Origin of the sequence: Streptomyces sp. NPDC057963, assembly GCF_042887155.1 — a bacterium.
GTDB lineage: Bacteria > Actinomycetota > Actinomycetes > Streptomycetales > Streptomycetaceae > Streptomyces.
Map to the genome: position 1 here is coordinate 201,475 of NZ_JBHVPX010000011.1, position 26,069 is coordinate 227,543.

Annotated in this window: 23 protein-coding genes and 1 tRNA gene; 10 read left to right on the top strand and 14 right to left on the bottom strand. The window is 72.5% G+C overall.

The features are described from left to right. Positions 1 to 65: 65 nt before the first annotated feature. Both ACFVT1_RS25565 and ACFVT1_RS25570 read left to right on the top strand, forming a co-directional pair. Complete coding sequence (locus tag ACFVT1_RS25565; RefSeq protein ID WP_389799446.1) at positions 66 to 890, top strand: decarboxylase; 825 nt, start codon at positions 66 to 68, stop codon at positions 888 to 890. Between the two features lie 87 nt (positions 891 to 977). Continuing rightward, positions 978 to 2,075 carry an LLM class flavin-dependent oxidoreductase gene (locus ACFVT1_RS25570; protein ID WP_389799448.1) on the top strand — a complete coding sequence of 366 codons (1,098 nt, stop codon included), beginning with the start codon at positions 978 to 980 and terminating at the stop codon, positions 2,073 to 2,075. Positions 2,076 to 2,122: 47 nt separating this feature from the next. Here the strand turns inward: ACFVT1_RS25570 and ACFVT1_RS25575 are convergent, their stop codons facing one another. Next, on the bottom strand, positions 2,123 to 4,000 hold the full coding sequence (locus tag ACFVT1_RS25575; protein ID WP_389799451.1) for a putative bifunctional diguanylate cyclase/phosphodiesterase: 1,878 nt from the start codon (positions 3,998 to 4,000) through the stop codon (positions 2,123 to 2,125). 459 nt (positions 4,001 to 4,459) lie between these two features. On the opposite strand from ACFVT1_RS25575, the gene ACFVT1_RS25580 reads away from it, so the two are divergent. Beyond that, entirely contained in the window at positions 4,460 to 5,626 is a 1,167-nt protein-coding gene (locus ACFVT1_RS25580) for a M6 family metalloprotease domain-containing protein (RefSeq protein WP_389799713.1), read from the top strand. 54 nt (positions 5,627 to 5,680) lie between these two features. Here ACFVT1_RS25580 and ACFVT1_RS25585 read toward each other — a convergent pair. The 6 genes from ACFVT1_RS25585 to ACFVT1_RS25610 all read right to left on the bottom strand — a co-directional run bounded on the left by ACFVT1_RS25585 (position 5,681) and on the right by ACFVT1_RS25610 (position 9,913). After that, positions 5,681 to 5,754: transfer RNA gene (locus ACFVT1_RS25585), tRNA-Lys, on the bottom strand. Continuing rightward, a complete protein-coding gene (locus ACFVT1_RS25590) occupies positions 5,745 to 6,434 on the bottom strand; it encodes a hypothetical protein (RefSeq protein ID WP_389799454.1) in 690 nt (229 codons plus the stop codon). Before ACFVT1_RS25590 ends, ACFVT1_RS25585 begins: the two co-directional genes overlap by 10 nt. A gap of 209 nt (positions 6,435 to 6,643) precedes the next feature. Next, entirely contained in the window at positions 6,644 to 6,985 is a 342-nt protein-coding gene (locus ACFVT1_RS25595; protein ID WP_362212288.1) for a hypothetical protein, read from the bottom strand. Between the two features lie 272 nt (positions 6,986 to 7,257). Beyond that, a complete protein-coding gene (locus tag ACFVT1_RS25600) occupies positions 7,258 to 7,659 on the bottom strand; it encodes a hypothetical protein (protein ID WP_389799457.1) in 402 nt (133 codons plus the stop codon). Between the two features lie 125 nt (positions 7,660 to 7,784). Further along, positions 7,785 to 9,236, bottom strand: coding sequence for an ATP-binding protein (locus ACFVT1_RS25605; RefSeq protein ID WP_389799459.1), 1,452 nt, complete (start codon positions 9,234 to 9,236; stop codon positions 7,785 to 7,787). Next, positions 9,233 to 9,913: a response regulator gene (locus ACFVT1_RS25610; RefSeq protein ID WP_389799462.1), complete on the bottom strand. Its 681-nt coding sequence runs from the start codon at positions 9,911 to 9,913 to the stop codon at positions 9,233 to 9,235. The genes ACFVT1_RS25605 and ACFVT1_RS25610 overlap by 4 nt, the downstream gene beginning before the upstream one ends. A 215-nt stretch (positions 9,914 to 10,128) precedes the next feature. Here ACFVT1_RS25610 and ACFVT1_RS25615 point away from each other — a divergent pair, with 215 nt between their 5' ends. From ACFVT1_RS25615 to ACFVT1_RS25625, 3 genes are read left to right on the top strand one after another with little or no spacing between them, the layout of a single operon-like run. Next, entirely contained in the window at positions 10,129 to 10,530 is a 402-nt protein-coding gene (locus ACFVT1_RS25615; RefSeq protein WP_389799464.1) for a hypothetical protein, read from the top strand. Then, on the top strand, positions 10,527 to 12,533 hold the full coding sequence (locus ACFVT1_RS25620; protein ID WP_389799467.1) for a beta-N-acetylglucosaminidase domain-containing protein: 2,007 nt from the start codon (positions 10,527 to 10,529) through the stop codon (positions 12,531 to 12,533). Before ACFVT1_RS25615 ends, ACFVT1_RS25620 begins: the two co-directional genes overlap by 4 nt. A 27-nt stretch (positions 12,534 to 12,560) precedes the next feature. After that, a complete protein-coding gene (locus tag ACFVT1_RS25625; protein ID WP_389799468.1) occupies positions 12,561 to 12,695 on the top strand; it encodes a hypothetical protein in 135 nt (44 codons plus the stop codon). Between the two features lie 355 nt (positions 12,696 to 13,050). On the opposite strand, the gene ACFVT1_RS25630 is transcribed toward ACFVT1_RS25625, so the two are convergent. Genes ACFVT1_RS25630 through ACFVT1_RS25645 form a run of 4 tightly spaced genes read right to left on the bottom strand, consistent with a single transcriptional unit; the run spans position 13,051 to position 18,050 of the window. Further along, on the bottom strand, positions 13,051 to 14,385 hold the full coding sequence (locus ACFVT1_RS25630) for an AAA domain-containing protein (protein ID WP_389799470.1): 1,335 nt from the start codon (positions 14,383 to 14,385) through the stop codon (positions 13,051 to 13,053). Then, positions 14,382 to 15,995, bottom strand: coding sequence for a hypothetical protein (locus ACFVT1_RS25635; protein ID WP_389799472.1), 1,614 nt, complete (start codon positions 15,993 to 15,995; stop codon positions 14,382 to 14,384). The genes ACFVT1_RS25630 and ACFVT1_RS25635 overlap by 4 nt, the downstream gene beginning before the upstream one ends. After that, positions 15,986 to 17,173, bottom strand: coding sequence for a hypothetical protein (locus ACFVT1_RS25640; RefSeq protein ID WP_389799474.1), 1,188 nt, complete (start codon positions 17,171 to 17,173; stop codon positions 15,986 to 15,988). Before ACFVT1_RS25640 ends, ACFVT1_RS25635 begins: the two co-directional genes overlap by 10 nt. Then, complete coding sequence (locus ACFVT1_RS25645; RefSeq protein WP_389799476.1) at positions 17,058 to 18,050, bottom strand: phosphatase PAP2 family protein; 993 nt, start codon at positions 18,048 to 18,050, stop codon at positions 17,058 to 17,060. Before ACFVT1_RS25645 ends, ACFVT1_RS25640 begins: the two co-directional genes overlap by 116 nt. 247 nt (positions 18,051 to 18,297) lie before the next feature. Between ACFVT1_RS25645 and ACFVT1_RS25650 the strand changes: the two genes are divergently transcribed. Then, positions 18,298 to 18,894, top strand: a complete 597-nt coding sequence (locus ACFVT1_RS25650; RefSeq protein ID WP_362208216.1) for a histidine phosphatase family protein — start codon at positions 18,298 to 18,300, stop codon at positions 18,892 to 18,894. 227 nt (positions 18,895 to 19,121) lie between these two features. Here the strand turns inward: ACFVT1_RS25650 and ACFVT1_RS25655 are convergent, their stop codons facing one another. Continuing rightward, positions 19,122 to 20,489, bottom strand: a complete 1,368-nt coding sequence (locus ACFVT1_RS25655; protein ID WP_389799479.1) for a tetratricopeptide repeat protein — start codon at positions 20,487 to 20,489, stop codon at positions 19,122 to 19,124. Between the two features lie 242 nt (positions 20,490 to 20,731). Between ACFVT1_RS25655 and ACFVT1_RS25660 the strand changes: the two genes are divergently transcribed. Together ACFVT1_RS25660 and ACFVT1_RS25665 are read left to right on the top strand one after the other, a co-directional pair. After that, complete coding sequence (locus tag ACFVT1_RS25660) at positions 20,732 to 21,181, top strand: hypothetical protein (RefSeq protein WP_389799481.1); 450 nt, start codon at positions 20,732 to 20,734, stop codon at positions 21,179 to 21,181. Between the two features lie 108 nt (positions 21,182 to 21,289). Then, a complete protein-coding gene (locus ACFVT1_RS25665; protein ID WP_389799715.1) occupies positions 21,290 to 22,264 on the top strand; it encodes a spermidine synthase in 975 nt (324 codons plus the stop codon). A 129-nt stretch (positions 22,265 to 22,393) separates the two neighbouring features. Here the strand turns inward: ACFVT1_RS25665 and ACFVT1_RS25670 are convergent, their stop codons facing one another. Further along, positions 22,394 to 22,870 carry a hypothetical protein gene (locus ACFVT1_RS25670; RefSeq protein WP_389799484.1) on the bottom strand — a complete coding sequence of 159 codons (477 nt, stop codon included), beginning with the start codon at positions 22,868 to 22,870 and terminating at the stop codon, positions 22,394 to 22,396. Between the two features lie 134 nt (positions 22,871 to 23,004). Next, positions 23,005 to 24,771: a 2-isopropylmalate synthase gene (gene leuA / locus ACFVT1_RS25675; protein ID WP_389799486.1), complete on the bottom strand. Its 1,767-nt coding sequence runs from the start codon at positions 24,769 to 24,771 to the stop codon at positions 23,005 to 23,007. Positions 24,772 to 24,944: 173 nt separating this feature from the next. On the opposite strand from leuA, the gene ACFVT1_RS25680 reads away from it, so the two are divergent. Next, positions 24,945 to 25,637 (top strand): FadR/GntR family transcriptional regulator, encoded by a 693-nt coding sequence (locus ACFVT1_RS25680; RefSeq protein WP_389799489.1) that lies wholly within the window; start codon positions 24,945 to 24,947, stop codon positions 25,635 to 25,637. The last annotated feature ends 432 nt before the right edge of the window (positions 25,638 to 26,069 follow it).

Sequence of the window (26,069 nt, forward strand, 5' to 3'; positions counted from 1 at the left end):
CGTATGGGGGAATACTGGGGAGAGGTGGGGGAAAGCGGGCACTCGCAGGGACAGGAAGGGTGGACATGACGACCCTCGGATTTCTCTACCCGGGCCATCACTTCGCGGAGGACGACTTCCCGCGGATGGAGGTCCTGCTCGACGCAGTCAGGCTGGTCGTGAACCACACCGACGCCGACGAGGACACCTACACGACCGACATGCTGATGCGCACCGGAGCGCCCGAACGGCTGGCCGCCGGGGTGGCGGAGCTCCAGCGCGCCGGTGTCGAGTCCGTCGTCTGGACGAGCAGCAGCGGCAGCTTCCTGTACGGCTGGGAGGGCGCCCACGAACAGATCGCCGCCCTGGCACGGGCGGCCGGCGTGCCCGCTTCCAGCACCTCGTTCGGCTTCGTGCACGCGGTACGGGAGCTGGGCGCCGCCCGCGTCGCCGTGGCCGCGACCTACCCCGAGCACATCGCCACGCTGTTCACCGCCTTCCTGCACTCCGCGGGCATCGAGGTGGCCGCCACCCACGCCGCGGCGCTCACCTCCGCCGCCGAGGCCGCCTCCTGGGGCCTGGACGAGGTGGAGGAACTCGTCCGGGCCGCGGACCGCCCGGAGGCGGAGGTGATGCTGCTGCCCGACACGGCCCTGCACACCGCCTCGCACGTGGCGGAGCTGGAGGAACTCCTCGGCAAGCCGGTCCTCACCGGGAACCAGGTGGCGGTCCGGGAGGGGCTGCGGCTGGCGGACCGCCGGACCTGGTCCCCGCGGCTCGGCAAGATCTTCGCCGAGCGCGAGGCGCCCCCGGCCCCGGTCGCCCGATGGGGCGAGGGCCGGGAATGGGCACGGAGCGGCAGGAAGGGGCGGCCCGGAAAGCAGGTCCGGCCGGGCTGGTGGGAGGAATAAACGGAGACCACCTCCTGTTGTGCGTGTCCGGACGTACGGGCGGACGTACGAGCCGGACGCAGGCGCATCACCGGAGAGGGCCAGGACGTGGACGAGATTCGAGCCGACGAGATCCGAGGCAAGGCGGAGGGGACGGCCACCGTTCCGCTCTCCGTGCTGGACCTGGTGACCGTGGGCCAGGGCCGCACCGCCACCCAGGCGCTGCGCACCGGCGTGGACATCGCACAGCTCGCCGAGCGTCGCGGATTCCACCGCTACTGGGTCGCCGAACACCACTCGATGCCGGGTGTCGCCTCCTCCTCGCCGGCCGTGATCCTGGCCCACCTCGCCGCACACACCCAGCGCATCAGGCTCGGCTCCGGCGGTGTGATGCTGCCCAACCACGCCCCCCTCGTCATCGCCGAGCAGTTCGGCACCCTTGAGGCCATGGCCCCCGGCCGCATCGACCTCGGCCTCGGACGCGCCCCCGGCACCGACGGCGCGACGGCGGCGGCCCTGCGCCGCGCGGACCGCCTCGACGAGGGGGCCGACGACTTCCCGCAGCAGCTCGCCGAGCTGACCCGGTTCCTGGACGACGACTTCCCCGACGGCCACCCCTACGCCCGTATCCACGCGGTTCCCGGCCCCGTCCAGGCCACGGCCGAGGGCGGCGTCCAGTCGGCGGCCCGCCCGCCGGTCTGGCTGCTCGGCTCCTCCGGCTTCAGCGCGCGGCTGGCCGGAGTGCTCGGCCTGCCGTTCGCCTTCGCTCACCACTTCTCGGCCCAGAACACGGTGCCGGCCCTCGACCTGTACCGGGAGTCGTTCCGGCCGTCGGCGGTGCTCGACGCCCCGTACGCGCTGATCGGCGTCTCGGCCCTGGCCGCCGACGACGAGCGCGAGGCCCGCCGCCAGGTGCTCTCCGGCGCCCTGTCCATGGTCCGCCTGCGCACCGGCCGCCCCGGCCTGGTCCCGACGCCCGAGGAGGCGGAGGCGTACGCCTTCAGCCCCATGGAGCGCGAGTTCGTCGACAACTGGCTGGTCAACATCGTCCACGGCACGGCGGACGAGGTGCGTTCGGGCCTCGACGCCCTGGCCAAGCGCACCGGCGCCGACGAGCTGATGATCACCGCCAACGCCCACGGCGGCGAGGCCCGGCTGCGCAGCTACGAACTGATCGCCGACGCGTACGGGCTGCCGACGGCCTGATCCGGGCCGCCGGTGTCCCGGCCCCGCGGGGGACGGGACACCGGGGTTCAGACCTTCAGCTTCCGGCTGCCGATCAGTTCGGCGATCCGCTCCGGGGCCACCGCGCGTGAGTACAGCCAGCCCTGCCCGGTGTCGCAGCCGATCCTGCGCAGCCGTTCGGCCTGTCCCGCCGTCTCCACGCACTCCGCGGTGACGGTCAGGCCCAGGCGGTGCGCCAGGTGCACCATCGCCTCGACGATCGTCTCGTCGGCGGGGCTGGAGCGGTCGCCGTCGTCGTAGCGGAAGCCGCGGACGAACGAACCGTCCAGCTTCAGTACGGAGACCGGCAGCCGGCTCAGGTAGGCGAGGTTCGAGTAGCCGGTCCCGAAGTCGTCGATGGCGATCCGCACGCCCATGTCGCTGAGCGACTGGAGGGCCTGGAGCGGGCGGCCGGCCGAGCCCATCACCGCCGACTCGGTCAGCTCCAGCTGGAGCAGCGCGGGATCGAGGCCGGTCTCGGCGAGGATCTCCGCGACATCGGTGACCAGGTCGGAGTCCCAGACCTGCCGCACGGCGACGTTGACGCTGATGAACAGCGGCGGTTCGGCCGGGTGGTCGAGCTGCCAGCGCCGGGCCTGGCGGCACGCGGACCGCAGGACCCAGCGGCCGAGCTGGACGATCGAGCCGTCCTCCTCGGCGATCGCGACGAACCGATTCGGCGAGAGCAGGCCGAACTGGGGGTGGTTCCAGCGGACCAGGGCCTCCACCCCGCGTACGACGCCGTCGGCCATGCCGACGAGCGGCTGGTACTCGATGGTGAACTCGCCGCGCTCGACGGCCGGCCGCAGATTGGAGGAGAGCGTCTGCCGGGTCATCCGGTGGGCGTTGCGCTCCGGGTCGAAGACCGTCCAGCGGGCCTTGCCGTCCGCCTTCGCCCAGTACAGCGTGGTGTCGGCGGCCTGCATCAGACCGGTGGCCGAGGTGTCGGCCACGGCCCGTTCCACCACCCCGATCGAGGCCGAGACGGAGACCCGCTGCCCGCCCAGGTCGAAGGGCTTCTGCAGAGCGGCCAGCACCGTGCGGGCCAGCTCGGTGAGTTGCTGCGTACCGGCGGAGTCCTCGACCAGGATCGCGAACTCGTCGCCGCCCAGGCGTGCCACGAGATGGGCGCCGGGACGGTGCGGGCGGTCCTGGGCCGCGCAGTCGGTGAGCCGCGCGGCGACCGCGGTGAGCAGCCGGTCGCCGATCCGGTGGCCCATCGTGTCGTTGACGGCCTTGAAGCCGTCGAGATCGAGGTAGCAGAGCCCGATCCGGCCCTGTCCGGTGGCAGTGCCGTCCCGGTACGGCGGGGTCTCCAGGACGGCCGAGAGCCGTTCGAAGAACAGCGCCCGGTTGGGCAGCCGGGTCACCGGGTCGTGCATCTGGAGGTGGCGCAGCCGCTTCTGCAGCTCGCGCCGGTCGCTGACGTCCGCGACGGAGAGCAGGACCCGGCCGGGGCCGTGCCGCGGGGCGTCGGCCCGGCCGGCCTCCGGTTCGGGCATGGGCACGACGGTGATCTCGGCCCACAGCGAGCGTCCGTCGGGGTGCTTGAACCTGCGGGTGCAGCGGAACCGCGAACGCCGGCCGTGCAGCACCTCGCGGTACGCGTGCCAGGTACGGCCGTCCGCCACGAGGTCGAGCAGGTCGGCCGCCGACTGCGTGGTGAGTGCCGTGGCGGAGAGGCCGAGGAGGCCGCCGAGCGCGTCGTTGGCGGCGACGACCAGGCCCTCGTGGTCGACGACGGCCATCGGGAGCGTGGCGGCCCGGAAGGCGGCCCGATAGCCGTGCGGCTCGGATCCCCGGGCTCCGGCAGGAGGCCGCGGGGCGTGACGCTCCGTGACCGTCGGTCCTGTGGAGTGGGGGGATCCGACCGCCGCGGACCTGGGTCCTTCGGAGGTACCGCTCACCGTTCGCTCCCGCCGTGCAGTTCTGTCCTGAACAGGTGTGGCCGGACTGGCCCGCCGCGCGGAGTGCCGCTTGTGGAAGGCGGAAACCACGCGGGAAAGCCTGGTGAAGCATAGAGGCTGGCACGTCGGCCGTTCCAGCGCCCGACCCCTCCGAGCCCCGCGTTCGCCCCGCATGGGCCAGTCCCGCACCGATCTGCTTTGCCCCTGGGTGATCGTTTCTGAGCGGTTCCGTTCTCTCACGACGCCCCTGTGATTGATTGTGACTGTCCGTGAGGGTGAACGTCTTGGACGGCTGCTGACTCGACTGGGGCAGTCCAACAGGACGAAAGCCTCGAAACCGTCACAGGGTGAGTGGGTGACCGCAGCTCGCACCCGGAGGTGGATGTGCCGCGCCAGCACGGAGCCGGGAGAGTCGAGAGGCCGAGCCTGCGCGGTGTGGCCGCGGCGGCGACCTCTCTGATGGCGCTCGCGGCCACCTCCCTCGTCGCCGGACCGGCCGTGGCCGCCACCGGCGAGGCGGGTCCGTGCGCGCTGCCCCGTACCGAGGTCCACCACTCGCTCGGTGTGGGGGACTGGAACGACGCCTACCCCCGGCCCGTCCACTCCCTCGACGCGGTCATGATCTTCCTCTCCTTCCCGGACCACCACCCCACCGTCACCCCCCGGGAGCTGACCGCCGACTACTTCCCCGCCACCAGCCGGTTCTTCCAGCGCGCCTCGTACGGGAAGTTCACCCTGCGCCCGCACCCGCTGCAGCAGTGGATCCAGATGCCCAAGGCGTCCCAGTGGTACGGCATACGGCGCGACTGGAACAACGAACGGCGCAGCGCCTATCTGCGCGATGCCATCGCCGTGGCCGACCCGAAGGTCGATTTCTCCCGGTTCGACATCGTCTACCTGGTCGCCGATCCGGACGCCCCGGGGGTCGACTCCGACGCCACCAAGGTCGTCAACTTCGACCAGCCGCTGCACGCCGACGGCGCGGAGATCCGGCGAGTCGTCACCGTCTTCGAACAGCACCCGCCCGACCACAACGTGCTGGCCCACGAGACCGGGCACGTCTTCGACCTGCCGGACCTCTACCACCGGCCGTCCGACGGCAAGGGCGACTGGGACACCTACGTAGGCGACTGGGACGTGATGGGCAGCCAGTTCGGTCTCGCGCCGGACTTCTTCGGCTGGCACAAGTGGAAGCTGGGCTGGCTGGATCGCAGACAGGTGGTCTGTGTCCAGCGCAGCCGGGACATCACCCTGGAGCCGATGGCCGCCGCGCCCTCGCCCGGATCCTCCCTCGGCACCCGGCTCGCGGTGATCAGGACCGGTGAGGGCAGCGCCGTGGCCGTCGAGGCCCGCGGCGCCACCGGCAACGACCGGACGACCTGCACCGAGGGCGTCCTGCTCTACCGGGTGCGCAACGGAACCCCGTCCGGAGCCGGCCCGGTCGAGGTCATCGACACCCACCCCCGCTCCGACGCCTGCTGGGACCGGTCCGTCTACGCGCCGCTCGCGGACGCCCCGCTGCGGGTCGGCGAGACGTACAGCATCCCCGGCGCGCACTCCAGGGTCGAGGTCGCCGACCGGACACCGTCGGGCGCCTGGACGGTCCGGATCGTCACCGGAACGTAGACGTCCGCGCACACGAAGAAGCCCCTCGCTTCCGCGAGGGGCTTCTTCCGTCGGTGCGCCGCCAGGGACTCGAACCCCGGACCCGCTGATTAAGAGTCAGCTGCTCTAACCAACTGAGCTAGCGGCGCCTGCTGACGTCGTAGACATTAGCATCCTGATCGGCGGGAGGAAAAATCGAATTCGGGGCCACCGACGAGGTCATCGACCTGGTCACCCGGACACAGGCCCAGAGCAGTACGTCCGGGCCCGGCAGCCAGGGGCTGCGGGTGTCGGGGGCCACCACCCAGCGGGGGCCGGGGGTGGCCGGCGTGCAGGTCAGCGGCGGGACGGTCACCGCGTCCCCGGTGCCGTGGCAGAGCAGCGGCGGGACCCTGGTGTCGCCGTCCTCCCGCCGCCGTGGTTCGAGGCCGCCGCCCCACTCCTCCCAGTCGAGCAGCGACGGCAGCCGCTGGGCGGTGCCGGGGGAGGCGAAGAGCAGCATCCGCCCGCGGTGCGTGGCGACGGGGCCGGAGCCGGGGCCGTCGGCCCACAGGTGCTCCAGCATCCGGCGGCCGAAAAGAGTGGGCACGTTCACCACGTCGAAGGCCGAACCGCACGGCAGTACCCCGGGCGAGGAGGGGTGGGCCTCCCACTGTGCCAGCGTGCTGCGCGGATAGGCCGCGGCGCCGGCGAGCCAGGCGGCGCCGGCCGCCGTGACCTGAGCCGTCTGATGCGCGGCCCGGTCCCGCAGGAGGGCGAAGAGGTCGGCGCCGTGGTGGGAGCCGTCGCCGTGGTGCAGGGTCGTTTCGTCTGGCAGCCATGCGGTCATGCGTGCATGTCTACCGGGAGTGATCAATCGGATTCCGAGAGTTGCCGGAAATCGGGACACGCGGGGGTGCGGGGGAGTATCTTGCCCGCGGGCATATGCCACTGGTGGTACCCGAGGGGACGGGGACGCGGTGGTTGCCGGTGGTCCGGCCGATGCACGATCCGGTGCGGTGACCGGGAGGCGGGCCGGAACGGCCGTCGCCGCGGCCGTCAGGGCGCGGAGCCGCCCAGCAGGCTCCGGCCGAACTCGACCATCTTCTTGGCATAGTCCTCGGTCCACTCCGCGCGCTCCGCGATGTCCGCGGTCGTCAGCCGGTCGAACCGGCGCGGATCGGCGAGCTGGGCGGCCGCGACGGCCTGGAACTCGACCGCACGGTCGGTCGCGGCACGGAACGCCAGGGTCAGCTCGGTGGCGCGGGCGAGCAGCTCCTGCGGATCGTCCATCGACTCCAGGTCGAAGAAGTGCTCGGGATCGGCGACTGCCGCCGACGGCTCGAAGAGCAGGGGCGCGGGGCGCAGCCGCTGCCGCTCGTTCCGCTCGGGTTGTGCCATGTGGTGTTTCCTCCTTCGGTGGGCCCGGCCTCCGGTGGGCCCGACGGCCACCCTCCATTGTCCAACGTTCCGCAAGTGGGCCGTCGGACGTTCCGCGCACGGGCGCCCGCACGCCTCCCACCGCCCCTGAGCCCGTTGTTGTGTCACCTCAGCTGGGTGTACTTCAGGATCCGCACCCAAGTGAGAACGCTTCAAGAATCCCGAAATCACGTCACGAGACCGCAGAGCGCCCGAGGAGGAACAACTTCCTGGCCACGGGCACAGGGGCTCACTCAGAGGGACTCAGGAGAACTCACGGGATGTCGCACAGCGTAGTCGGAGCAGTGGGTGGCCGGGGTGGTGTGGCCTGTGCCGGTCAGTTCCACCAGTGCTGCGGCGGACGCCGTGCACGTGAGCTGTCCGAGTGCGAGTGGGGTGAGTGCGGTCGGGTCGTGGGGGAGGGTGACGCGCAGCCGCCCGGGGGCGTTTGGGGTGGCGGTCACCGTGGCCAAGACAGTTTCCAAGGTGCCGGTCAGGGGTGGTAGTGCGCTGGTCAGGCCCTGCTTGCGGTCTTCGGGTGAGGGGCCGGTGAGGAGGGCGCGGACGGCTTCGGTGGGTGATGTGATGCCGGTGGCGGAGCGCTCGACGGGGTGCAGCGCTCCGTCTTTGAGGAAATAGACGGCGGTGCCTGCCACGATTCCGGTGGCTGGCTCGCCTGCTCCCATGGGCTTGGACGCGTCGATCGCCGGACCGGTGCCGCAGCTTGTGAGGCCGAGTAGGAGCACAGGGAGAAAAGGGCGAAGGAGGCGGCTGCTTTGTGTCACGTACCGTCTCCTGCCGTGGGGGTGCGTGGGAATTCTGCGGTGAAGACTGCTCCGCCGTGCGGGCCGTTGGCTGCGGTCAGGGTGCCGCCGTGCAGGCGGGTGTTCTCCCAGGCGATGGCGAGGCCGAGTCCGCTGCCCTCGGAACGTGACCGGGCCTGGTCAGCTTTGTAGAAGCGGTCGAAGAGATGCGCGGCGGTCTCGGGAGACAGCCCGCCGCCGTGGTCGGTGACGTTGATCCGTACGCAATCCTCGTCGCCCTCGGATGCGGTCACACGGACGGTCACGGGCGGCGCTCCGTGGCGCAGGGCGTTGCCGATGAGGTTGGCTATGACGACGTCGAGGCGGCGGGGGTCCAGGCGCGCAGTGACGGGGGGTTCGGGGAGGTCGGTGGAGACTTTGTCCTGCCAGCCGCGGGCGCGTAGGCAGGCACGTACGGCCTCGGCCACGTCGATGTCGTAGGCGATCAGGGTATTGGCGCTGGCGTCGAAGCGGGAGATTTCCATCAGGTCGTCGACGAGCCGTGCGAGGCGGTCGGCTTCGGCGGTGACCAGGCGGGCCGCCCGGCCTATGTCCGGCTGGAGGGTGTCGGCGCTGTCGTCGAGGACGTCGCTGACGGCGACCATCGTGGCGACGGGCGTCCGCAGTTCGTGGGAGACGTCGGCGGCGAAGCGGCGGGCGGAGGCTTCCATTCTGCGGAGTTCACCGACCGTGGTCTCCAGTGCGGCGGTTGATTCGTTGAACGCCCTCGTAAGGTCGGCCAGTTCGTCGTTTCCGGTGGCCTTGATACGGCTGGTGAGATCGCCGTCGGCCATGCGTCGGGCGCCGTGCTGGAGTCGGCGCACGGGGCGCAGTACGCCGCGGGCTGCGAGCAGTGCGGGCGGCACGGCGAGGACGAGCGCGGGGATCGCACCGTACTGGGAGGCGACCCACACGGCGGCCTTCGCGTCGCTGAGGGAGCGCAGCGGGGTGGCTCCGTAGACCTCGATGCCGGACGGTTGTCTGCTGTCGGCGAAGGTGATCGGGCTGCCGGCGGTGAGCCAGGGGGTGCCGTCCTGGGTGACGCGCTGGAAGGTCAGTTCCCGGTTGGCGGTGACATCACGGCGGAGGGTTTCGGGGATTGCAGGGCCGCCCTGGGCCGAGGTCACGGATTGGGTGCCGTAGGTGACGGTGATGATCCGGAAGCCGCTGCCGGAGGCCAGTTTTCCGGCGAAGGAGGTGAGCTGGGCGCGGGTGGGCGGGTAGGGCAGGTCGTCGGCGAACGTGGTGGTCGTGTCCCGCAGGCTGTTGAGGAGGGTGTCCTGTCCGGTCCGGAGGATCGAGATGTGCGCCTGGTAGTAGGTGAATCCCGCCGTCGCCACTACGCTGATGGCCGCGACCAGCAGGTATCCGGCGATGAGGCGGCCTCGCAGCCCGAGCGTGAGGCGCTTGACCGGCGAGGGGCGCTTCACAGCGGTCCGAAGCGGTAGCCGAAGCCGCGCGCCGTCTGTATGTAGCGGGCGGATGCCGGATCATCCTCGATCTTCGTACGAAGCCGGGCGATACCGGAGTCCACCAGGCGTACGTCGGCCGACGGGTCGTGGCCCCATACCGTTTCGAGCAGTTCCTGTCGGGCGAACACGTGACCGGGGTCCGCCGACAGGTGCAGCAGCAGGCTTAGTTCCAGCGGGGTGAGGGCGACGGGGTGTCCGTTCTTGGTAATGCTGAGGCCGGAGCGGTCCACGGTGAGCTCCTCGTAGATCTCGGTGGCTGTGGTCGCGGGTGAGGGGTCCTGCCCGCGTAGGACTGCGCGGATACGGGCGTCGAGGACCCGGCCGCGTACGGGCTTGACGACGTAGTCGTCCGCGCCCGCGTCGAGGCCACGCACGATGTCGGAGTCGTCGCCGCGGGCCGTGAGCATGATGACGGGTACCGGCCAGGAGGCGCGGATGCGGCGGCAGATTTCGAAACCGTCGGTGTCCGGGAGCATCAGGTCGAGGACGACCAGGTCGGTGCGCGTTGTCCGCAGCGCCGTGAGACCCGCGTGGCCGGACGCAGCGGCGTGGACCCGGTGGCCCTGGTGCTCCAGGGCCAGCTGAAGGCCGTCGCGAAGGGACTGGTCGTCCTCAATGAGCAGAATCTTGGGCATAAGGAAATTATGGCTACCTCTGCCAGCAGATCCGGGCAGTTCAGGCCCTCTCCGGAAGCTTTGTTACGGTCCGTCCATACTCTGCCCACAGGCGGCGGACAAGGCGCGGAAACGCTGGCTGGGTGAGCGATCATCGCCGTCGCCGAGCTGCCGCCCGCCGGAACCCCTCCGGCCAGGAGCGGCCCCCGGTACCCTCCGCACCCACAGGAACCTCCATGAACCGTACCCCTCCCCCTGCCCCGGACGCCCCCGCACCGGCTGTACCTCGCACCTCCGCGCGCGGCTGCACACCCGGGCAGACAACAGCCGTGGTGCTACTGGTCTTCGGGGGGTTCCTGCTGCCCGTCGTCGGCTGGCTGATCGGCCTGGCCGTGTGGTTGCCGGCCCGCGGATGGAGCGGTCGCGCCAAAGTGGCGGGGGCACTGGTGTGGCCGCTGGCCGCTCTGGTGGTGATCCTCACCAGTGCCGTGGCGTACTGGCTGGTCCTGCCACTGGGCGACCCGGTCTCCTCCGTCGCCACCTCTCTGTTCCTCCTGGTGCCCGGCAGCTGGCTCGTCCTGCTGCTGCTGGCCACCTGGGCCCTGCTCGGTGCCCGCCGCGCGGAGCAGGGCCGATGATCCGCCGCAGGACCGTCACCGCATGGCTGGGCAGCGGGCTGCTGCTCGCGGGCTGCGCACCCCTGGACGCTGTGGGGAGGCATGACCACGCAGTAGGCCCCCGCAGTACCCCCGATGTGCCCTCGATCACCCGGGCATCCGTCACCGGTAATGACCTGCCACGGGTGTCGCCGACCCCGCAGCAGATACGCCGTACGGGGCCCGATCTCTCGGTGCCGCGTCGGGTGGACCTGCTCACCGCACAGGGCACCGACGCCCGCTCCGTCGCTCTGGTGAAAGCGGCATTGCGTCGCGCGGGTGCCACCGATGTCCGTGTCTCTCCCCTCAGCGGTGCCTCGCGTCCCGCAGGGCCGATGGCCGTCGTCATCGGAACCGTCTCGGCTCCGCACATGGCCGACAAGCTGGAACGCAGCAATGCCTTCACCGCCGGGACACTGCCGTCTGAGGGCTACCAGATCACCACCAGCAGCTTCGACGGCCACATCGAAGTGCTGCTCGCGGGCGCCGACGGCGACGGTGTCCTCTACGCCGCCCAGACCTTCACCCAGCTGACCGCCGACGGCCGGATAGCAGGCGCCACGGTCGTCGACCACCCCGCCATGCCGCTGCGCGGGGTCGTCGAGGGGTTCTACGGCAAGCCCTGGACCCACGAGGAGCGCCTGGACCAGATCGCCTTCTACGGCTCCGTCAAACTGAACACCTACCTGTACGCGCCCAAGGACGACCCGTACGAACGTGACCGCTGGCGCGAGCGCTACCCGAGGAAACTGGAACGCGAGCTGGCCGAGCTGGCCCGGCACGCCGCCGACCACCACGTGCGCTTCACCTATGTCCTGTCCCCGGGCAAGTCCATCACCTACAACGACGCGGGCGACCGCCGGGCCCTGACCGGCAAGCTCCAGTCCCTGTACAACCTGGGGATCCGGGACTTCGCCCTGGCCTTCGACGACATCCACCCGCTGCCCGTATGGAACGGTGCCGCGGACTTCGCCCGTTACGGGCCCGTCTCGGAGCAGTCCGCCGCCGCCGCTCAGGCCGACCTCGCCAACCGCATGCAGCGCGAGTTTGTCGACCAGCACCGCGGCATGCGCCCGCTGCAGTTCGTGCCCACGCAGTACAGCGACCTCGCCGACACCCCGTACAAGAAGACCCTGCGCCGCGCCCTGGACGACCGCGTGCAGGTGTGGTGGACGGGCGCCGACGTGGTGCCCACCTCCATCACCACCGCACAGACCCGGCGAGCGGCCGACGTGTGGGGCCACGACGTGCTGCTCTGGGACAACTACCCCACCAACGACTACGACCACGCCGCCGGACGCCTGCTGCTCGCCCCCTACGCCAAGCGCACCCCCAGGCTCGGCGAGCACCTCAGCGGCGTCGCGCTCAACCCCATGAACCAGGCATCGGCCAGCAAGATCGCCGAATTCACCGGTGCCGACTACGCCTGGAACCCGCGCGCCTACCGGCCCACTGACTCCTGGCACAGCGCCGCGGCACACATGACCGCCCACGACCCGCAAGGCACCCACGCCCTGCTGACCTTCCTCGACACCCAGCACATGGCGCCCAGCTGGACCGGCATACCATGGCAGCCCGCAGCCCCCGCCCTCAAGGCCCGGCTGGACGCCATCGAACGATCCTGGCACACGGGCAGGAAACACCAAGCGGTCACGGCACTGCGCGCACAGACACGCTCACTCGCCGAAGCTCCCACCGAGATCCGCAGAACCGTCACCGACCCGGGTTTCGCGGCCGAGACCAAGCCCTGGCTGGACGCACTCACCCTGTGGGCCAAGGCCCTTGAGCACACCTGTGACGGGCTCGAACATCGCGCCAAGGGCGAGAAGGACAAGGCCGGCCGCTCGTTCACCGCAGCGGCCGAGCTCGCGCGGGAGGCGGCCGCGGTACGCACCATCCCCGGCGCCACCCGCCCTCACGGCAACGTCAAGGTCGCCGACGGCGTGCTCGACACCTTCATACACCGAGCCGCGAAAACCCTGTAGGACACCGAGCAAAGGCAGGTGTGCGGCATGCTGACCCGACCGAGAACCCCCAACGCCGCAGAACGCGAAGGCCAGACCGAACGGACGACGACGTTCGCAGCGCTCACTCTCTCGCCGATCCGGCGCAGGACCGAAGCCTGGCTGCTCGCCTCGGGAGTGTAAATAAAAGGAACTACACCCATCTCAGCTGCACGACCCGTACGGGGCTGTGCCGCCTCGGGCCACCGGGCGAACAGCCCCTTGGCTACCGTGATTTCACACGTGATGACACACTGATCGGACAGCGGAGCCTCCGGTGCTGTGAACGGCTGTCTTGGTCGACTGCCAGTTCTGCCGGGGCTCCGCTTCTCCCATCCGGAAACGCCGCAGATCAGAGCACACTTGCCAACGCCCTTGGAGTCATAACTTCACGGCCTTGGTCTTTAGGTCCGGTCTTCGCGGCGTGGGGAGACGAGGCTCGTCCGGCGGGGCTAACTGATGTCTTCCGTGCTGGTCAGGGCACCTGCGGCTGTACGGGTCACGGCCGCCAGGACACCTTGTGCTGCTGCCAGTGATCCAGTGTGGTGAACATTGCCTCCCAGCCGTCCGGGAACTTCACCGTGACTCCCAGCTGCACCGGTTCCGTCGACGGGTGCTCGTCCAGCAGCTCCGCGACGCCCGCCCGGCACACCACGACGCACGCGTGCCGGTGGCGCGAGGCCAGTACGCACAGCCGGCCCGTCTCCAGATGGAACGCCGTGGCGTCCGGACGGCCGGAGAGCGGGTGCAGGACCACCGTCACATCGAACTCGCGGCCCTGGAGCCGGTTCGCCGTGTCCACCGCCACGCCCGTCACACCCAGCTCCGCGAGCGCCGCCCGCACCGCCGCCGCCTGGTCGCGATGGGCGGTGCCGACCGCGACCCGGTCCGCCGTCACCGGGGCCGGGTCGGGGGAGCGCTCGCTGGTCGCCACGCCGCCCCGGTCGAGGAGCCGGCGGACGACCAGGGCCACTGCCCGTACCGCCTCCGGGTCGGTGCGCGGGGTGTGCCGGGCCGGGAGTTCGAGCAGGCCCCAGCCGGACTCCGCGGCCTCGTCCAGCACCCGGTCGGGCGCCGAGCCGTCGGACCCGACGCCGAACGACAGCCGGCGGTCGCCGTGGTCCGTACCGCTGCGGAACGGGGTGTACGGATAGAACGCGTCCGACACGAGCGGCGCGGCGGACGCGGGCAGCCGCCACGACACCGGCAGCCGGTGCTGCGGCAGTCGGGGATTGTGCGCGAGCAGCGTGGAGACCGCGCTCGCGGACGGGTCGTACGACAGCCCCGCCCACTGGTCCGCGCCGACGATCGAGAACGGGTCCAACTGGCCCGGATCACCGACGAACAACGCCCGCTCGAAGAGCCCCGCGACGGCCAGCAGCGCGTCCGAACGCATCTGGTACGCCTCGTCGACGATCGCGTGGCCCCACGGCTCGACGTTCTTCACGTGCGCCCACTTGGCGGCTGTCGAGATGACCACGTCGAGCCCGGCGAGATCCGACGCCTTGGCCGACTTCCGTACGTTGGCCAGGCCGTCCAGCACCTTGTCGTACGGGTCGGAGTCGTTGCTGTGCAGCCTTCCGACCGGCAGTCCCGGGTCCTTCTCGGCCAGCCGCACCACCAGGTCGTCGACCTGGGCGTTGGTCTGCGCGACCACCATCAACGGGTGCCCGGCCGCCGCGAGTTCGAGCGCCGCGCGCACCACGAGCGTCGACTTGCCCGCGCCCGGCGGGGAGTCCACCACGATCCCGCGCGACGTGCCGCCCAGGGTGTCGGCGAGGATCGCGTCGGTCGCCCGCGCGGCCTGGGCGCCGGGGTCGAATACGGCCGTCACAGAAGGTCCTCCGCGGTCACGGGATCGGGGTGCTCGGCGCGTTCACCGGCCGCGCCCGGCGGCCCGCCATGGGTCCAGGGCGTCTCCTCCGGGTCCGGCAGCTTCGGGCCGCCGCGCTGATCGTGCTCGAACAGCGTCCAGGAGATCCGGTCGCCCGGCTCCGGCACCGAACCCGGGGCCGGTTCCTTGCTCCGGCCCATCCGGTCGGTGATCCGCAGCACCAGGGCGGGCGCGCCCCCGTCCTCCGGCCCCTCGGTGTAGCCGACGAACTCGGCGGTCTGCGGCCTGCCGTCCAGCGAGCGGTACACCTTGGTGCGCTCGCCGAGATGCGGGCGCTCGTCCGTGCGGACGGTGACCAGCGGGCGCGGGGACGGGCGCTTCGATTCGCTGTACGCCCTCACCACCTCCGTCACCTCCCCCACGAACGCCTCACCGGCCAGCCGCCGCCCGGCCAGCACCAGCGGATCGTCCAACGCCTCCTGCGCCTCCAGCTGCGCCTGCGCCGTCTCCCGCGAGGCCAGCTTCTGCGCCGCCGTCACCGCGTCGTCCCGGCGCGGCTGCGGCGGCTCACCGGACCGCACCCGGTCCCGGTGGCCGGTGAACGACCAGCGGTCCCTGGTCCAGCGGTCCTCGGCCCGAACCCCCTCGGGCAGCTCCTTCAGCAGATCGAGCCCCCGCCACACCGCGTCCCACGCCGGCCGCATCACCCCGGCCAGGAGCGCCCTGATCTCCCGCTCGGCGCCGGTCAGCTCGGCGAGCCGGGCATCGGCCGCCAGACCGTCCTCGGCCGCGGCGAGCGAGGTGCGCGCCCGGTCGTACTTCTCGATGGCGGGTGCCAGCAGCCGGTTGTCGAACGCCGGGTCCGTGGCCGGACCGGCCGGCGGGCACAGCAACTGGCCCGCGCCGTCCCGGTCCAGCTCCGCACGGAGCGCCGCCGCCGCCCCCGACTCGTCCGCCGGGGCGTCGATCCAGGCCAGCAGCGCGCCCAGATGCTGATCCTCCAGGCTGCTCTGCCCGGTCGCCCAGTGCCGGTTGAGCAGGTCCGTCGCGGCGAGCAGCAGCGAGGAGCCCGGCACCCTGGCCCGCTCCCCGTAGTGCGTCAGCCAGCGGCCCAGCAGCGGCACCCGGGCCGGGGCGGGGTAGGGGGTGTCGGGATCTTCCTCCGCGGTACGCCGGAACCGCATGGAGCGGCCGAGCAGCCGGACGAACTCGATGCCCGCACGGCTCGGCACGACCAACTGCGGTGCGTCCGCGCACAGCTCGACCTCGACCTTGGCCTTCTTCCCGGTCTCCGGATCGGTCTCGTTGCGCTCGGCGGGCTCGACGACGTCCTCGTACGCCTCGATGTGCGGCAGCACCGCCTCGGCCAGCTCCGCGAGGAAGGCGAACCGCAGATCCCGGTCGCGCGGCTGCGACACCGTCAGCAGCCGGGGCGCCTCCCGGTCGGTCCCGACGAGCGCCCCGAGCGGGGCGCCCGCCTCACCCGCGGTGGTCAGCGGCACCAGGACCAGCGGCCGGTCGGTGAGATGGCGGTGCCGGACCGTCGTCATCGGCTGTGCCCGGCCGCTCTCCACGGCCTCCAGCCGGGCCAGCGTGCCGATCAGCGACATGACGCACCGCCCTCCAGCGCCTCGGCGCGCAGCGCCGCCGCCCGCCGCAGGGCCGCGACCGTCGGATCCGCCGGGTCGCCCTCCTTGCCCGCGGCGGCGGCCAGCACCGCACCCACCGTCGTCAGCCCGCCGAGCTCACCGCGCACACTCCGCCCCAGCGCCTCCACCGCACCCGCCGCACGGGCCTTCGCCCGGCAGTGGAAGGCCAGTTCGCACGCGGCCAGGCACTCCGGGGCGTACGCGGCGCCGACCGACTCGACCGCGGCGTCGAGCTGCTCCCGGGGGCACTCCGGATCGAAGGTGGTGCCCTCGGGCAGGGCCGCCGCGATGTCCTCGACCCGGGCCAGCCTGGTCAGCTGGCGCCGGGTGACCGCACGCTGCTTCCGTACGTCCACGACCGAGGCGGTGGGCAGATTGGAGAAGTCCTTCGGGCAGACCAGCAGCGCCCGGTGCCCGACCCGGGCGCCCCCGGTCAGCTCCGCGATCCGCTCCAGCGCCAGTACGTAGACGGCGGACTGCCGGGCCGCCGCACCGACCTTCGCCGCGTCGGCCGAGCCGTCGACCATGGGGAAGGACTTGATCTCGACGACCGTCCACGTGCCGTCGGGGTGCACCGCCACGGCGTCCGGCTCCAGATAGGCCGGGGAGCCCGCCACCTCCAGGGCCAGCATCGGGTGGTCCAGCAGCGCCCAGCCGCCCGCCTCGGTCGCCTCCCGCAGGGCGAGCGCCGTACGCGCCGCGCGGCCCTCGGGTCCGGCGGCGGCCAGGTCGGGCACCAGGACCTCGCGCGGTGCCACGGCGCCGCCGCCGAGGTGCTCGTGCAGCAGCCGCATCAGCTCCGTACCGCCGTCGGCCTTGACCCTGGCCTCGAAGGCGTTGCCCCGGACGAGAGCGAACTGCGACTGGCCGAAGGGGGCCGGTGAGCCGAGCGCCGCGGCCAGCGCGGTCTTGTCCACCCCGGCGCCGTCCAGCAGGGCGCGGCGCCGGCAGCCGGGGTTGGCGGCGAGGGCGGCCAGCGCGCGGGCGTCCAGCGGACGCGGTGCGACGGCCGGGCCCCGCAGCTCAGCGAGCCGCTGCCGGAGCGTCGTCCCCCGCTGCTCGCGCGTCTGCGGGGGCAGCGGCGTCGGCCCGGGGTGTGCGACCGGCCGAGGCGTCTGCGTCGGCCGATGCCGCGGCATCGGTGGAGTCTGCGGAGGTGGTCCGCTGGCCAGGGATTCGCTCACCCGCCGAAGTCTCGCATCCGGCACTGACAACCGGGGACTTCGTGGTCGGGGCGAGCCGCGGGAAGCGGGTTTCGAGCCGCTCCTTGACCCGGTCGCCGAGCCGCATCACCGGTCCGGCCAGCAGGGCTCCGACGCCCATCACCGCAGCGCCCGCGACCGCGTCGAGGAAGTAGTGGTTGGCCGTGCCCATCACCACGAACGTGGTGAGCAGGGGGTACGCGATGCCCGCGGCCCGTACGAGCGGGTGCCGGCCGTGGCGCCACAGCAGGATTCCGCACCAGAGCGCCCAGCCGACGTGCAGGCTCGGCATCGCCGCGTACTGGTTCGTCATTCCGCTCATGCCGCGCGGGGCGCTCGCCCCGGTGCCCCACCAGCCGTACGAGCTGTACTGCGCCATGGTGTCGACGAAGCCGTGCGTGGCGTCGAGCAGCCGGGGCGGGCAGGTCGGCAGCAGCGTGAAGCCGATCAGGCCCAGCAGCGTGGAGGTCATCAGCCAGGTGCGGGCCCTGCGGTACAGGGCCTCCCGGCGGCGGAAGAGCCAGACCAGAACGACCGGGGTGATCAGATAGTGCAGGGACGCGTACACGAAGTCGGCGGGTATGCCGATCGAGGAGTGCGCGGTGAACAGCCGGTTGAGCGGGTGCTCGAAGTTGATGTGGAGCGTCTTCTCCAGGTGCAGGATGCGCAGACCGTGGTCGACGGCCGTCGACACGTCGCCGCGCGCCACCAGCCGGCCCGCCGAGTAGGCTGCGTACACCAGGGCCAGCAGCGGCAGCTCGGTCCACCAACGGGGCCGCGGGCGCGCCACGGGCGCGGTGCTGGCAGGCTGCATCCGGAAGCTCTCCATCATGTGTTCATGCGACTGACGGCGGGCGTTCAACCGTACGGTGCGGGTCGGTCGCGATTCCCCCGGGGGTCCTTGTCGGTTGCCCCCTGTGTGTACAGATTTCTCCGCGCAGAGAGGGACGCCGCTTCCGCCCCGGAGGTTGCCTCCCGGACCCGTGCGCGATGATGGGAAAACCGGACGATCCGTTCTGTCTCGATCTCCGGCCTCAGATCTCAGTTCAGGGAGAGCCGTCATGGCACCGCGTATCCTGCTCGCCCGGCACGGCCAGACGGAATGGTCCGTCAAGGGCAATCACACCGGCAGGACGGACATCCCGCTGCTCGACACCGGCCGGGCGGGCGCCAAGCTCCTCGGTGAGCGGCTGCACCGCGGGCCGTGGGCGGACCTGCCGGGCCTCGAAGTCCGCACCAGCCCGCTGCTGCGGGCCAAGGAGACCTGCGAGATCGCGGGTTTCGCGGACCGGGCCGAGCCGTGGGACGCGCTGCTGGAGTGGGACTACGGGGCGTACGAGGGGATGACTCCGGCCGAGATCAGGGCGATCCGCCCCGACTGGTTCATCTGGCGTGACGGGGTGCCGGAGGGGGAGACCCTGGCCGAACTGTCCGCCCGCGCCGACGAGATCGTCGACTGGGCCCGCTCGGCCGACCGCGACGTCCTGGTCTTCGCCCACGGCCACATCCTGCGGGCACTGGGGGCGCGATGGCTGGGCGAGGACGTGTCCTTCGCGGCGCGCATCCGGCTCGACCCGACGTCGCTGTCGGTGCTGGGGTGGGCGTACGGGGCGCCCGCGGTGGAACGCTGGAACGACACGGGCCACCTGGACCGGTAGCCGCCGCCGGTCCCCGTCGGCCGGGGACCCGACCGCCGGCCGGGCGGTGGCCCTGCCGGGCGGTGGTCCTCCGGCCGCCGACCGCGCGCCCGCCGACCGCGCGCCCGCCGGGCATCCGTGCTGACAGACCGTGCCGCGGCTGCGGAGAGCGTCGCCTACAGGCCGTGCCGCGGGTCTGCGAAGTGCATCGCCTACAGACCGTGCCGCGGGTCTGCGAAGGGCGCCGCCTACGTGCCCGCCGGGGCATCCGCCCCCGCGGCCTGCCCGTACCGCTCCAGGAACCCGCGTACCTCCGCCGCGCCCCTGTGCGGCGCCAGCACCCCCGCCGCGCCCGCCAGCATCGCCCGGATGCGGGACGACTGGACGCGGTCCAGCAGGTCCAGCACCTGGTGGCCGGCCGACGCCGCCTCCGGGGCCCGGCCCGCCCTGGCGAGGTCCGTGGTCAGCTCGGCCCGGTAGAGCGCCAGGTTCCGGGTGAAGTGCGGATCCTGGAGGCGCGTGGCCCGCAGCGCGTGGCGGGCCGCCCGCGACCAGTCGCCCAGCGCCGACCAGCACTGCGCCTCCAGCATCTCCAGCTCCGCCTCCCGGAAGAACGTCATCCACTCCGGATCGGCGTCGGAGGCACCGCGTCCGAACGCGGTGTGCGCCCGGCCGATCGCCCGTTCGCAGCCCGTACGGTCCCCGAGCCCCGCCCGGCCCCCCGCCTCCCGCAGCGCGAGCAGCGCCAGCAGCCGCGGCGAGCCCAGCGGCCGCGCCACCCGTTGCCCTGCCTCGGCCGCCCGTACGGACTCACGGGGCCGCCCCGTGTCCCGGGCCAGGAACGACGCGTTGCAGAACGCGTGCGCCTCCAGCGCCGCGTCACCCGCCACGCGCGCCGTGGCGAGCGCCTCCGCGTAGTGCGAGCGGGCGTCCTCGAACCGCCCCGAGTCGTGGGCCAGCCAGCCCACCGAGATGGCCAGTTCGCCCGCCCCGGTGTGCAGCCGGTCGGCGGTGGAGCGCCTGGTGGCGGCCCCGGAGTCGAGCAGCGCGTACGCCGCCCGCAGCGGCTGCGACGCCTTGCGGTACAGGCCGTCACCGCCGTGCCGGTCGTCGAGCAGCCGGATCTGCCGTACCGCCTTCTCGACGGCGCTCACTTCGGCCTCGCCGACCCGGCGCGGCTCGGGCAGGAGGGGGGCGGCGGCGGACGTGCCGCCGAGGCCGAATCCCAGGGTCGCGGTCGCCATCGTGGTGGTGCCGCTCGTCATGAATACGCGACGCAGCACGTCGCTCTCCTCGTCGGTGTCGCTGTGGAGCGTGGGGGGCGGTGGGATTTCGGCGGTGGCCCGCGCCCCCCGGCCGCGTACGGTTTCGCGCGGTGAGAAGCCCAGGTCCGCCAGGGTCGTCCCGGGGAACATGTGCAGGAAGACCCGCTCGTACGCGTAGTTGGGGCAGCGGATCTCGCCTGACTCCACGCGTCCGATGTACCGGGCGTCGCACGCGACCTGCTCGCCGATCTCGCGGGCGGACCTGCGTACTGCGGCAGCGAACTCCCCGGCGGAGCGCTGACCGCGCAGCCGCCGGAAGGCGAGGTTGGGAACTGCCCCTGTCGACACCATGGGCGAGGACCTCTCTTCTGCAGCCGGGGTTCCTGCTTCCGGTGTCCCGGCGGAGCAAGAACGTACCTGCTGTGAGCGGTCACACACTCTGTGTTTGCTAACAAAAGGGGCATCTCACCCGCGATCCGCCATGAACTGCCACCCTTTGCGGCGGCGTGGCACCGTAGCCCTTGACGCGGTCGGCGCGTTGGTTCCCGTGGAGACGGAATCCGGCTCCGCCCGGCGATGAGAGGAGAGGTCCCTTGTTGCATCTCGGCACGGAGACCGGCTCGCGGACGACTGCGACGACCCCGGCCGCAACGGGTGCCACGGCGCCCACCGCGCCCCCGGCGGACCATGGCGCCGAACCCTGCGACCTGGTGACCGTCCCCGCCCGTCAGGGACTGGAGGCCGTGGACATCCTGCGCCGCGGCGCCGATCAGGAGGCCGTCGGACCGGTCCTGCACGACGGCGCCTGCGACACCCTCGGCTTCCTGGTGCCCCCGGGAACCGCGGCGGCGTGGGACGTACCGGGCAGCGCCTGTACGCAGACCGCGGGCCGCGGGCTGCGCATCCCCGCCGAACCGCCGGTCACCGGCAGCGGCTGGCTGCTGCCGCCCGAGGACGATGCCCCGGTCACCGACCCGGCCGTGCTGCGGGCCGCTCTCGACCAGGCGGCCCGGCTGATCGAGGCGGCCGACAGCTGCCGCTGACCGCCGGGTCCTTCCGCGCGCCCATAATGGGCCGGTGGCCGGGACCTTCCGGCGCGGCCGGTTCCGTACCGGCCCGGAGCGATGAGCAGTGAGCAGGCACGAACAGCAGTGGCACGTCGAGGAGCGTCGGGCGGGGGCACGGGCGCCCGTAAGCGGTCCGACCGCAAGGCCGGCAGCGGGACCGACAGCAGGGCTGACGGCAGGGCCGGACGCGCGGCCGGACGCGCAGCCGGGCGCGGAACCGGGCGCCGGGCGGAGCCCGTCGCGGTGCCGGTGGACGGCGGCCTCGCCGAGTTGGTGCCCGACCGGGAGCGCCCGCACGCCTGGACACTGACGCTCGACGGCGCCCCCCAGTCCCATGTGGACCTGGACGACCCCACGTACCTGTCCTTCGAGTACCAGCGCAGGATCGGCCACATCGCCGATCTCGTCGCACCGGCCGGGCAGCCCCTGCACGTGGTGCACCTGGGCGGCGGCGCGTTCACCCTCGCCCGCTACATCGCGGCGACCCGGCCCCGCTCCACCCAGCAGATCGTCGAGGTGGACGCCGGGCTGGTCCAACTGGTCCGCCGCGAGCTGCCGCTGGACCCGCAGGCCAGGATCCGGGTCCGGGCCACCGATGCCCGCGCCGGGCTCGGGAAGATCCAGGACGGCTGGGCGGACCTCGTCATCGCGGATGTCTTCAGCGGCGCCCGCACCCCGGCACACCTGACCAGCACCGAGTTCCTCGCCGAGGTCCGCCGGGTCCTGAAGCCCGGCGGGAGTTACGTGGCCAACCTCGCGGACGGGCCGCCGCTGACCCATCTCCGCGGCCAGATCGCCACCGCGGCCACGGTCTTCCCCGAACTCGCGCTCGCCGCCGATCCGACCGTGTGGCGCGGCCGCCGCTTCGGCAATGCGGTGCTGCTTGCCTCGGACCTGCCGCTGAAGGTCGCGGAGCTGACCCGCCGGGTCGCGACCGACCCGCACCCCGGACGCGTCGAACACGGGCGCGCCCTCGCCGACTTCACCGGCGGCGCGGCGGCGGTGAGCGACGCGGACGCCAGGCCGTCTCCGGCTCCGCCGCCTTCGGCGTTCGGCTGAGGGCTGTCCCGCAGTGCCCGGTGGATCGGCGTGCGGTGAAAGGAACGCCGCGCGGCCGACCGGCGAACCCGGCGTGCGGCAGGCACCCCGTCCCGCCACCGGGGGCCCGGCAGGGCCGGCGTGCCTCGGTCACACGATCTCGACCTGCGGCGGATGGCCGTTCCAGGTGCAGAAGACGGAGACCGTCGGGCCGCCGTCCTGGCTGAAGTTCACCCGGATCCACGTCGAGTCCGTCCGGACCTGCATCGACCAGTCCGGTGCCGGTGCCGGTGTCGCCGAGACCGGCTTCGCCGAGTCCTCGCCGAGGCCGAAGAGGACCCGGCCGCCGTCCGTTCCGTAACTCCTCACCGTGGAGCGACGCGACGCGACGCGGGGAGGGCGGGCGAGGGGGCGGTGTGCGACGGGGTGCAGGTCGGCTGCCGGGGCGGGGGCGCGGACCAGGACCAGGGCGGTCGGCGCGGTCACCATCACGGCGATGGACTGCGACGCCTCGTCCAGCGGTGGCACGGGCGCGTACGCGATGCGGGCGGCCGCCGCCGCACAGGCCCGGACCAAGGGCGCGCTCGGGCTCTCGGACGCCGCCGCGCGGAAGGCCGTCGCCGTCACCCCGCGGACCACCGCCCCGCACCCCGCAGACCACCACCCCCTCCGCACCCCCGGCCGGCCCCCGCTCCCACCCCGGCCGGCCCCCGCCCCCACCCCCGGCCGGGGTGCGCCCCATGCACCGGGCAACCGGCCCGCTAGCCGGCCCGGTTCACCGCCGACAGCACCGCCAGGATCGAAGCCGTCAGGACGGACGTGTCCTGGCCGGCCCCCCAGTGCGGCTCCCCGCCGACCCGGCACTCCGCGTACGCCATCGCCGGGCTGCCCTGCCCCGCCGCCGTCGCGTGCTCGGTGAAGTCGAGGATGTCCACCTCGATCCCCGCGGCCGCCAGCGCACGGGTGAACGCCGACACCGGGCCGTTGCCCGTGCCCTCGTAGTCGCCCTCCCGCCCGTCCACCCGCAGCGTGCAGATGAACCGGTGCTCACCGGCCGGGTTCCGGTCCGTGGACCAGGCGGTCAGGGCCACGTTCCCGTCCCGTCCGGGGACCAGGTACGCCGCCTCGAACAGCTCCCACAGATCCTTCGGGGTGGCCTCCAGACCGCTGTCGTCGGTCACCGTCTGCACCGTACGGGAGAAGTCCGCGCGCAGCCGGGCCGGCAGGTGCACCCCGTAGTTGCTCTGCAGCAGATGGGCGATGCCGCCCTTCCCCGACTGGCTGTTGACCCGGATGACCGCCTCGTACGTCCGTCCCACGTCCGCCGGGTCGATCGGCAGATACGGCACCGACCACAGCTCGGCACCACTGCTCGCGCGATGGGCGAAGCCCTTGCTGATGGCGTCCTGGTGGGTGCCGGAGAACGCCGTGTGGACCAGGTCGCCGCCGTACGGGTGGCGGGGCGGCACCGGCAGCCGGTTGCAGTGCTCGACCGTGCGGCGGATCTCGTCGATGTCGGAGAAGTCGATCATCGGGTCGACGCCCTGGGCGTGCAGATTGAGGGCCAGGTTGACCAGGTCGACGTTGCCGGTGCGCTCCCCGTTGCCGAACAGGCAGCCCTCCACGCGCTGCGCACCCGCCAGGACGGCGAGTTCGGCGCACGCGGTGCCGGTGCCGCGGTCGTTGTGCGGATGGACGGAGAGGATCACCGCGTCCCGCCGGTCCAGGTGGCGGTGCATGTACTCGATCTGGTCCGCGTACACGTTCGGCGTCGCGATCTCCACCGTGGCGGGCAGGTTGTGGATGACAGGCCGGTCCGGGGAGGCGTCCCACAGGCCGGTGAGGCTGTTGCAGAGCTCCAGGACGAAGTCCGGCTCGGTGAGGACGAAGACCTCGGGGGAGAACTCGAACCGGATGTCGGCGCCGGGCCGCGCCCGTGCCAGCCGCTCCATCCGCGCCGCCGCGTCCAGCACCAGGGCGTGCACCTCGGCGCGGCTGCGGCCGAGCACGACATCGCGCCAGACGGGGGCGGTCGGGGTGTACAGATGGACGACCGCGCGGTCCATTCCCTCGATGGACTCGAAGGTCCGCCCGATCAGATCCGGCTTGGCCGGGGTGAAGACGACCACGGTGACGTCGTCCGGCACGGCGCCGCTCCCGGCCAGATGCCGGACGAAGTCGAAGTCGGTGCGGCTCGCGGACGGATAGCCGACCTCGATCTCCTTGAACCCCATGGCGACCAGCAGATCGAACATCCGGCGCTTGCGCGGCGTGTCCATCGGTTCGGCCAGCGCCTGGTTGCCGTCCCGCAGGTCCACGGGTACCCAGAGCGGGGCCTTCTCGATACGGGCCTGCGGCCAGGTGCGGCCGGTCAGCGGGACCTCGACGCGGTCGAAGGCGGAACGGTAGCGGTGGGACGGCATGGAGCTGGCGCGCTGCGGGTTCCAGCGGGGCGCGCCGGCGGGCACAGGTCCGCGCGGGGTGCAGATCGTGGGGAAGCTGTGCATCGGTGACAGACGGTCGGACATGAAGCGGACTCTTCTCGCATCGCCGGATGCGACCGGCACAGCACGGCATCCCGCGGCGGGGTGCCGGTCGCTTCAGGCCCCGCCGCGGCAGCCGAGAAGAAGGAGACCGCTGTGCGTCATGCCGGGTACAGTAGCCAGAAAGCAAGTCATCAGACAACCTGACAGGTGAATTCGTGTCCTCGCTCGGTCCGCTCCGCCCCAGCCCCCTGGTCGAACAGGCCACGCACCATCTGCGCGAGCAGATCACCGAGGGGCACTGGCCGGTCGGCACGAAGATTCCCGGCGAGACGACCCTGGCCAAGACGCTCGGTGTGGGCCGCTCCACGGTCCGCGAGGCGGTGCGCACCCTGGCCACGCTCGGGCTGCTCCAGTCCCGGCAGGGCGCGGGCGTCTTCGTCATCGCCGACCACGCGACGGAGGACTGGCCGGCCCGGCTGCGCAGGGCCTCGGTCACCGATGTCTACGAAGTGCGCATGCTGATCGAGGTCCAGGCCGCCCGCCTGGCCGCGCGGCGCCGCACGGACGAGGACCTGGCCGCCCTCGACGGGGCGCTCACCGCGCGGCGGGCGGCGGGGGCCGGGGGAGACGCGGGGTTCGTCGACGCGGACATCGCCCTGCACCGGGCCGTGGTGGTCGCCGCCCACAACCCCGTACTCACCGACCTCTTCGGCGAGTTCGCCCCGGCGTTGCGGCAGGGGCTCATCGACCTCGTGGAGCTGTTCGGCCTGCGCCGCGACGATCCGGACCACGGCGACGCGGCCCATGACGCGCTGGTACGGGCCGTGGTGGCCGGCGACGCGGACTCGGCGGGCCGCGCCGCACAGGCCGAACTGGAATCCACCCTGGCGCGCCTGCGGGCGGCGTAGCCCCGCGACCCCGACCCGCCTCTTCCTGCCGCCCTTCTCGGTTGCGCCTACCGGCGCCCGTTCCCGGCGCATGTTCCCGTTGCGCCTCGCGCTGTCCCTCGGCGTACCCGTCGTCCCTCGGCGTACCCGCCGCCTGTTCTCGTTGCGCCTCCCGCTGACCGTTTCTGCCGCCCGTCCCCGTTGCGCCTCTCGTCGTGCCTCCCGACGTGTCTCCCGCCGCCCCCCGGCGCGCCCGTGACGATGCGTCGGGTTCGGGGAAAGAACGCGGATGCGTTCCGGGCCGCCCCCGGCGGGCCCCCTCGCGCGATGCCCCGTTCACCTTCCGGTGGGCGATCGGGTGGGAACCGGGGGTGACGGGGGCCGCTCCCGGGCCGGGCGGACATGCGGCCCGGCCGGCCCGCCCCGGGGTGGTCGGCGCGGCGGGTTCCCGGC

What these genes read in the sequence shown, in the direction of transcription:
- ACFVT1_RS25565 (WP_389799446.1), top strand. Translation starts at nt 66, where the DNA reads ATGACGACCCTCGGATTTCTCTACCCGGGCCATCACTTCGCGGAGGAC.
- ACFVT1_RS25580 (WP_389799713.1), top strand. Translation starts at nt 4,460, where the DNA reads ATGGCGCTCGCGGCCACCTCCCTCGTCGCCGGACCGGCCGTGGCCGCC.
- ACFVT1_RS25590 (WP_389799454.1), bottom strand. Translation starts at nt 6,434, where the DNA reads ATGACCGCATGGCTGCCAGACGAAACGACCCTGCACCACGGCGACGGC.
- ACFVT1_RS25595 (WP_362212288.1), bottom strand. Translation starts at nt 6,985, where the DNA reads ATGGCACAACCCGAGCGGAACGAGCGGCAGCGGCTGCGCCCCGCGCCC.
- ACFVT1_RS25610 (WP_389799462.1), bottom strand. Translation starts at nt 9,913, where the DNA reads ATGCCCAAGATTCTGCTCATTGAGGACGACCAGTCCCTTCGCGACGGC.
- ACFVT1_RS25615 (WP_389799464.1), top strand. Translation starts at nt 10,129, where the DNA reads ATGAACCGTACCCCTCCCCCTGCCCCGGACGCCCCCGCACCGGCTGTA.
- ACFVT1_RS25620 (WP_389799467.1), top strand. Translation starts at nt 10,527, where the DNA reads ATGATCCGCCGCAGGACCGTCACCGCATGGCTGGGCAGCGGGCTGCTG.
- ACFVT1_RS25625 (WP_389799468.1), top strand. Translation starts at nt 12,561, where the DNA reads ATGCTGACCCGACCGAGAACCCCCAACGCCGCAGAACGCGAAGGCCAG.
- ACFVT1_RS25635 (WP_389799472.1), bottom strand. Translation starts at nt 15,995, where the DNA reads ATGTCGCTGATCGGCACGCTGGCCCGGCTGGAGGCCGTGGAGAGCGGC.
- ACFVT1_RS25640 (WP_389799474.1), bottom strand. Translation starts at nt 17,173, where the DNA reads ATGCCGCGGCATCGGCCGACGCAGACGCCTCGGCCGGTCGCACACCCC.
- ACFVT1_RS25645 (WP_389799476.1), bottom strand. Translation starts at nt 18,050, where the DNA reads ATGCAGCCTGCCAGCACCGCGCCCGTGGCGCGCCCGCGGCCCCGTTGG.
- ACFVT1_RS25650 (WP_362208216.1), top strand. Translation starts at nt 18,298, where the DNA reads ATGGCACCGCGTATCCTGCTCGCCCGGCACGGCCAGACGGAATGGTCC.
- ACFVT1_RS25655 (WP_389799479.1), bottom strand. Translation starts at nt 20,489, where the DNA reads ATGGTGTCGACAGGGGCAGTTCCCAACCTCGCCTTCCGGCGGCTGCGC.
- leuA (WP_389799486.1), bottom strand. Translation starts at nt 24,771, where the DNA reads ATGTCCGACCGTCTGTCACCGATGCACAGCTTCCCCACGATCTGCACC.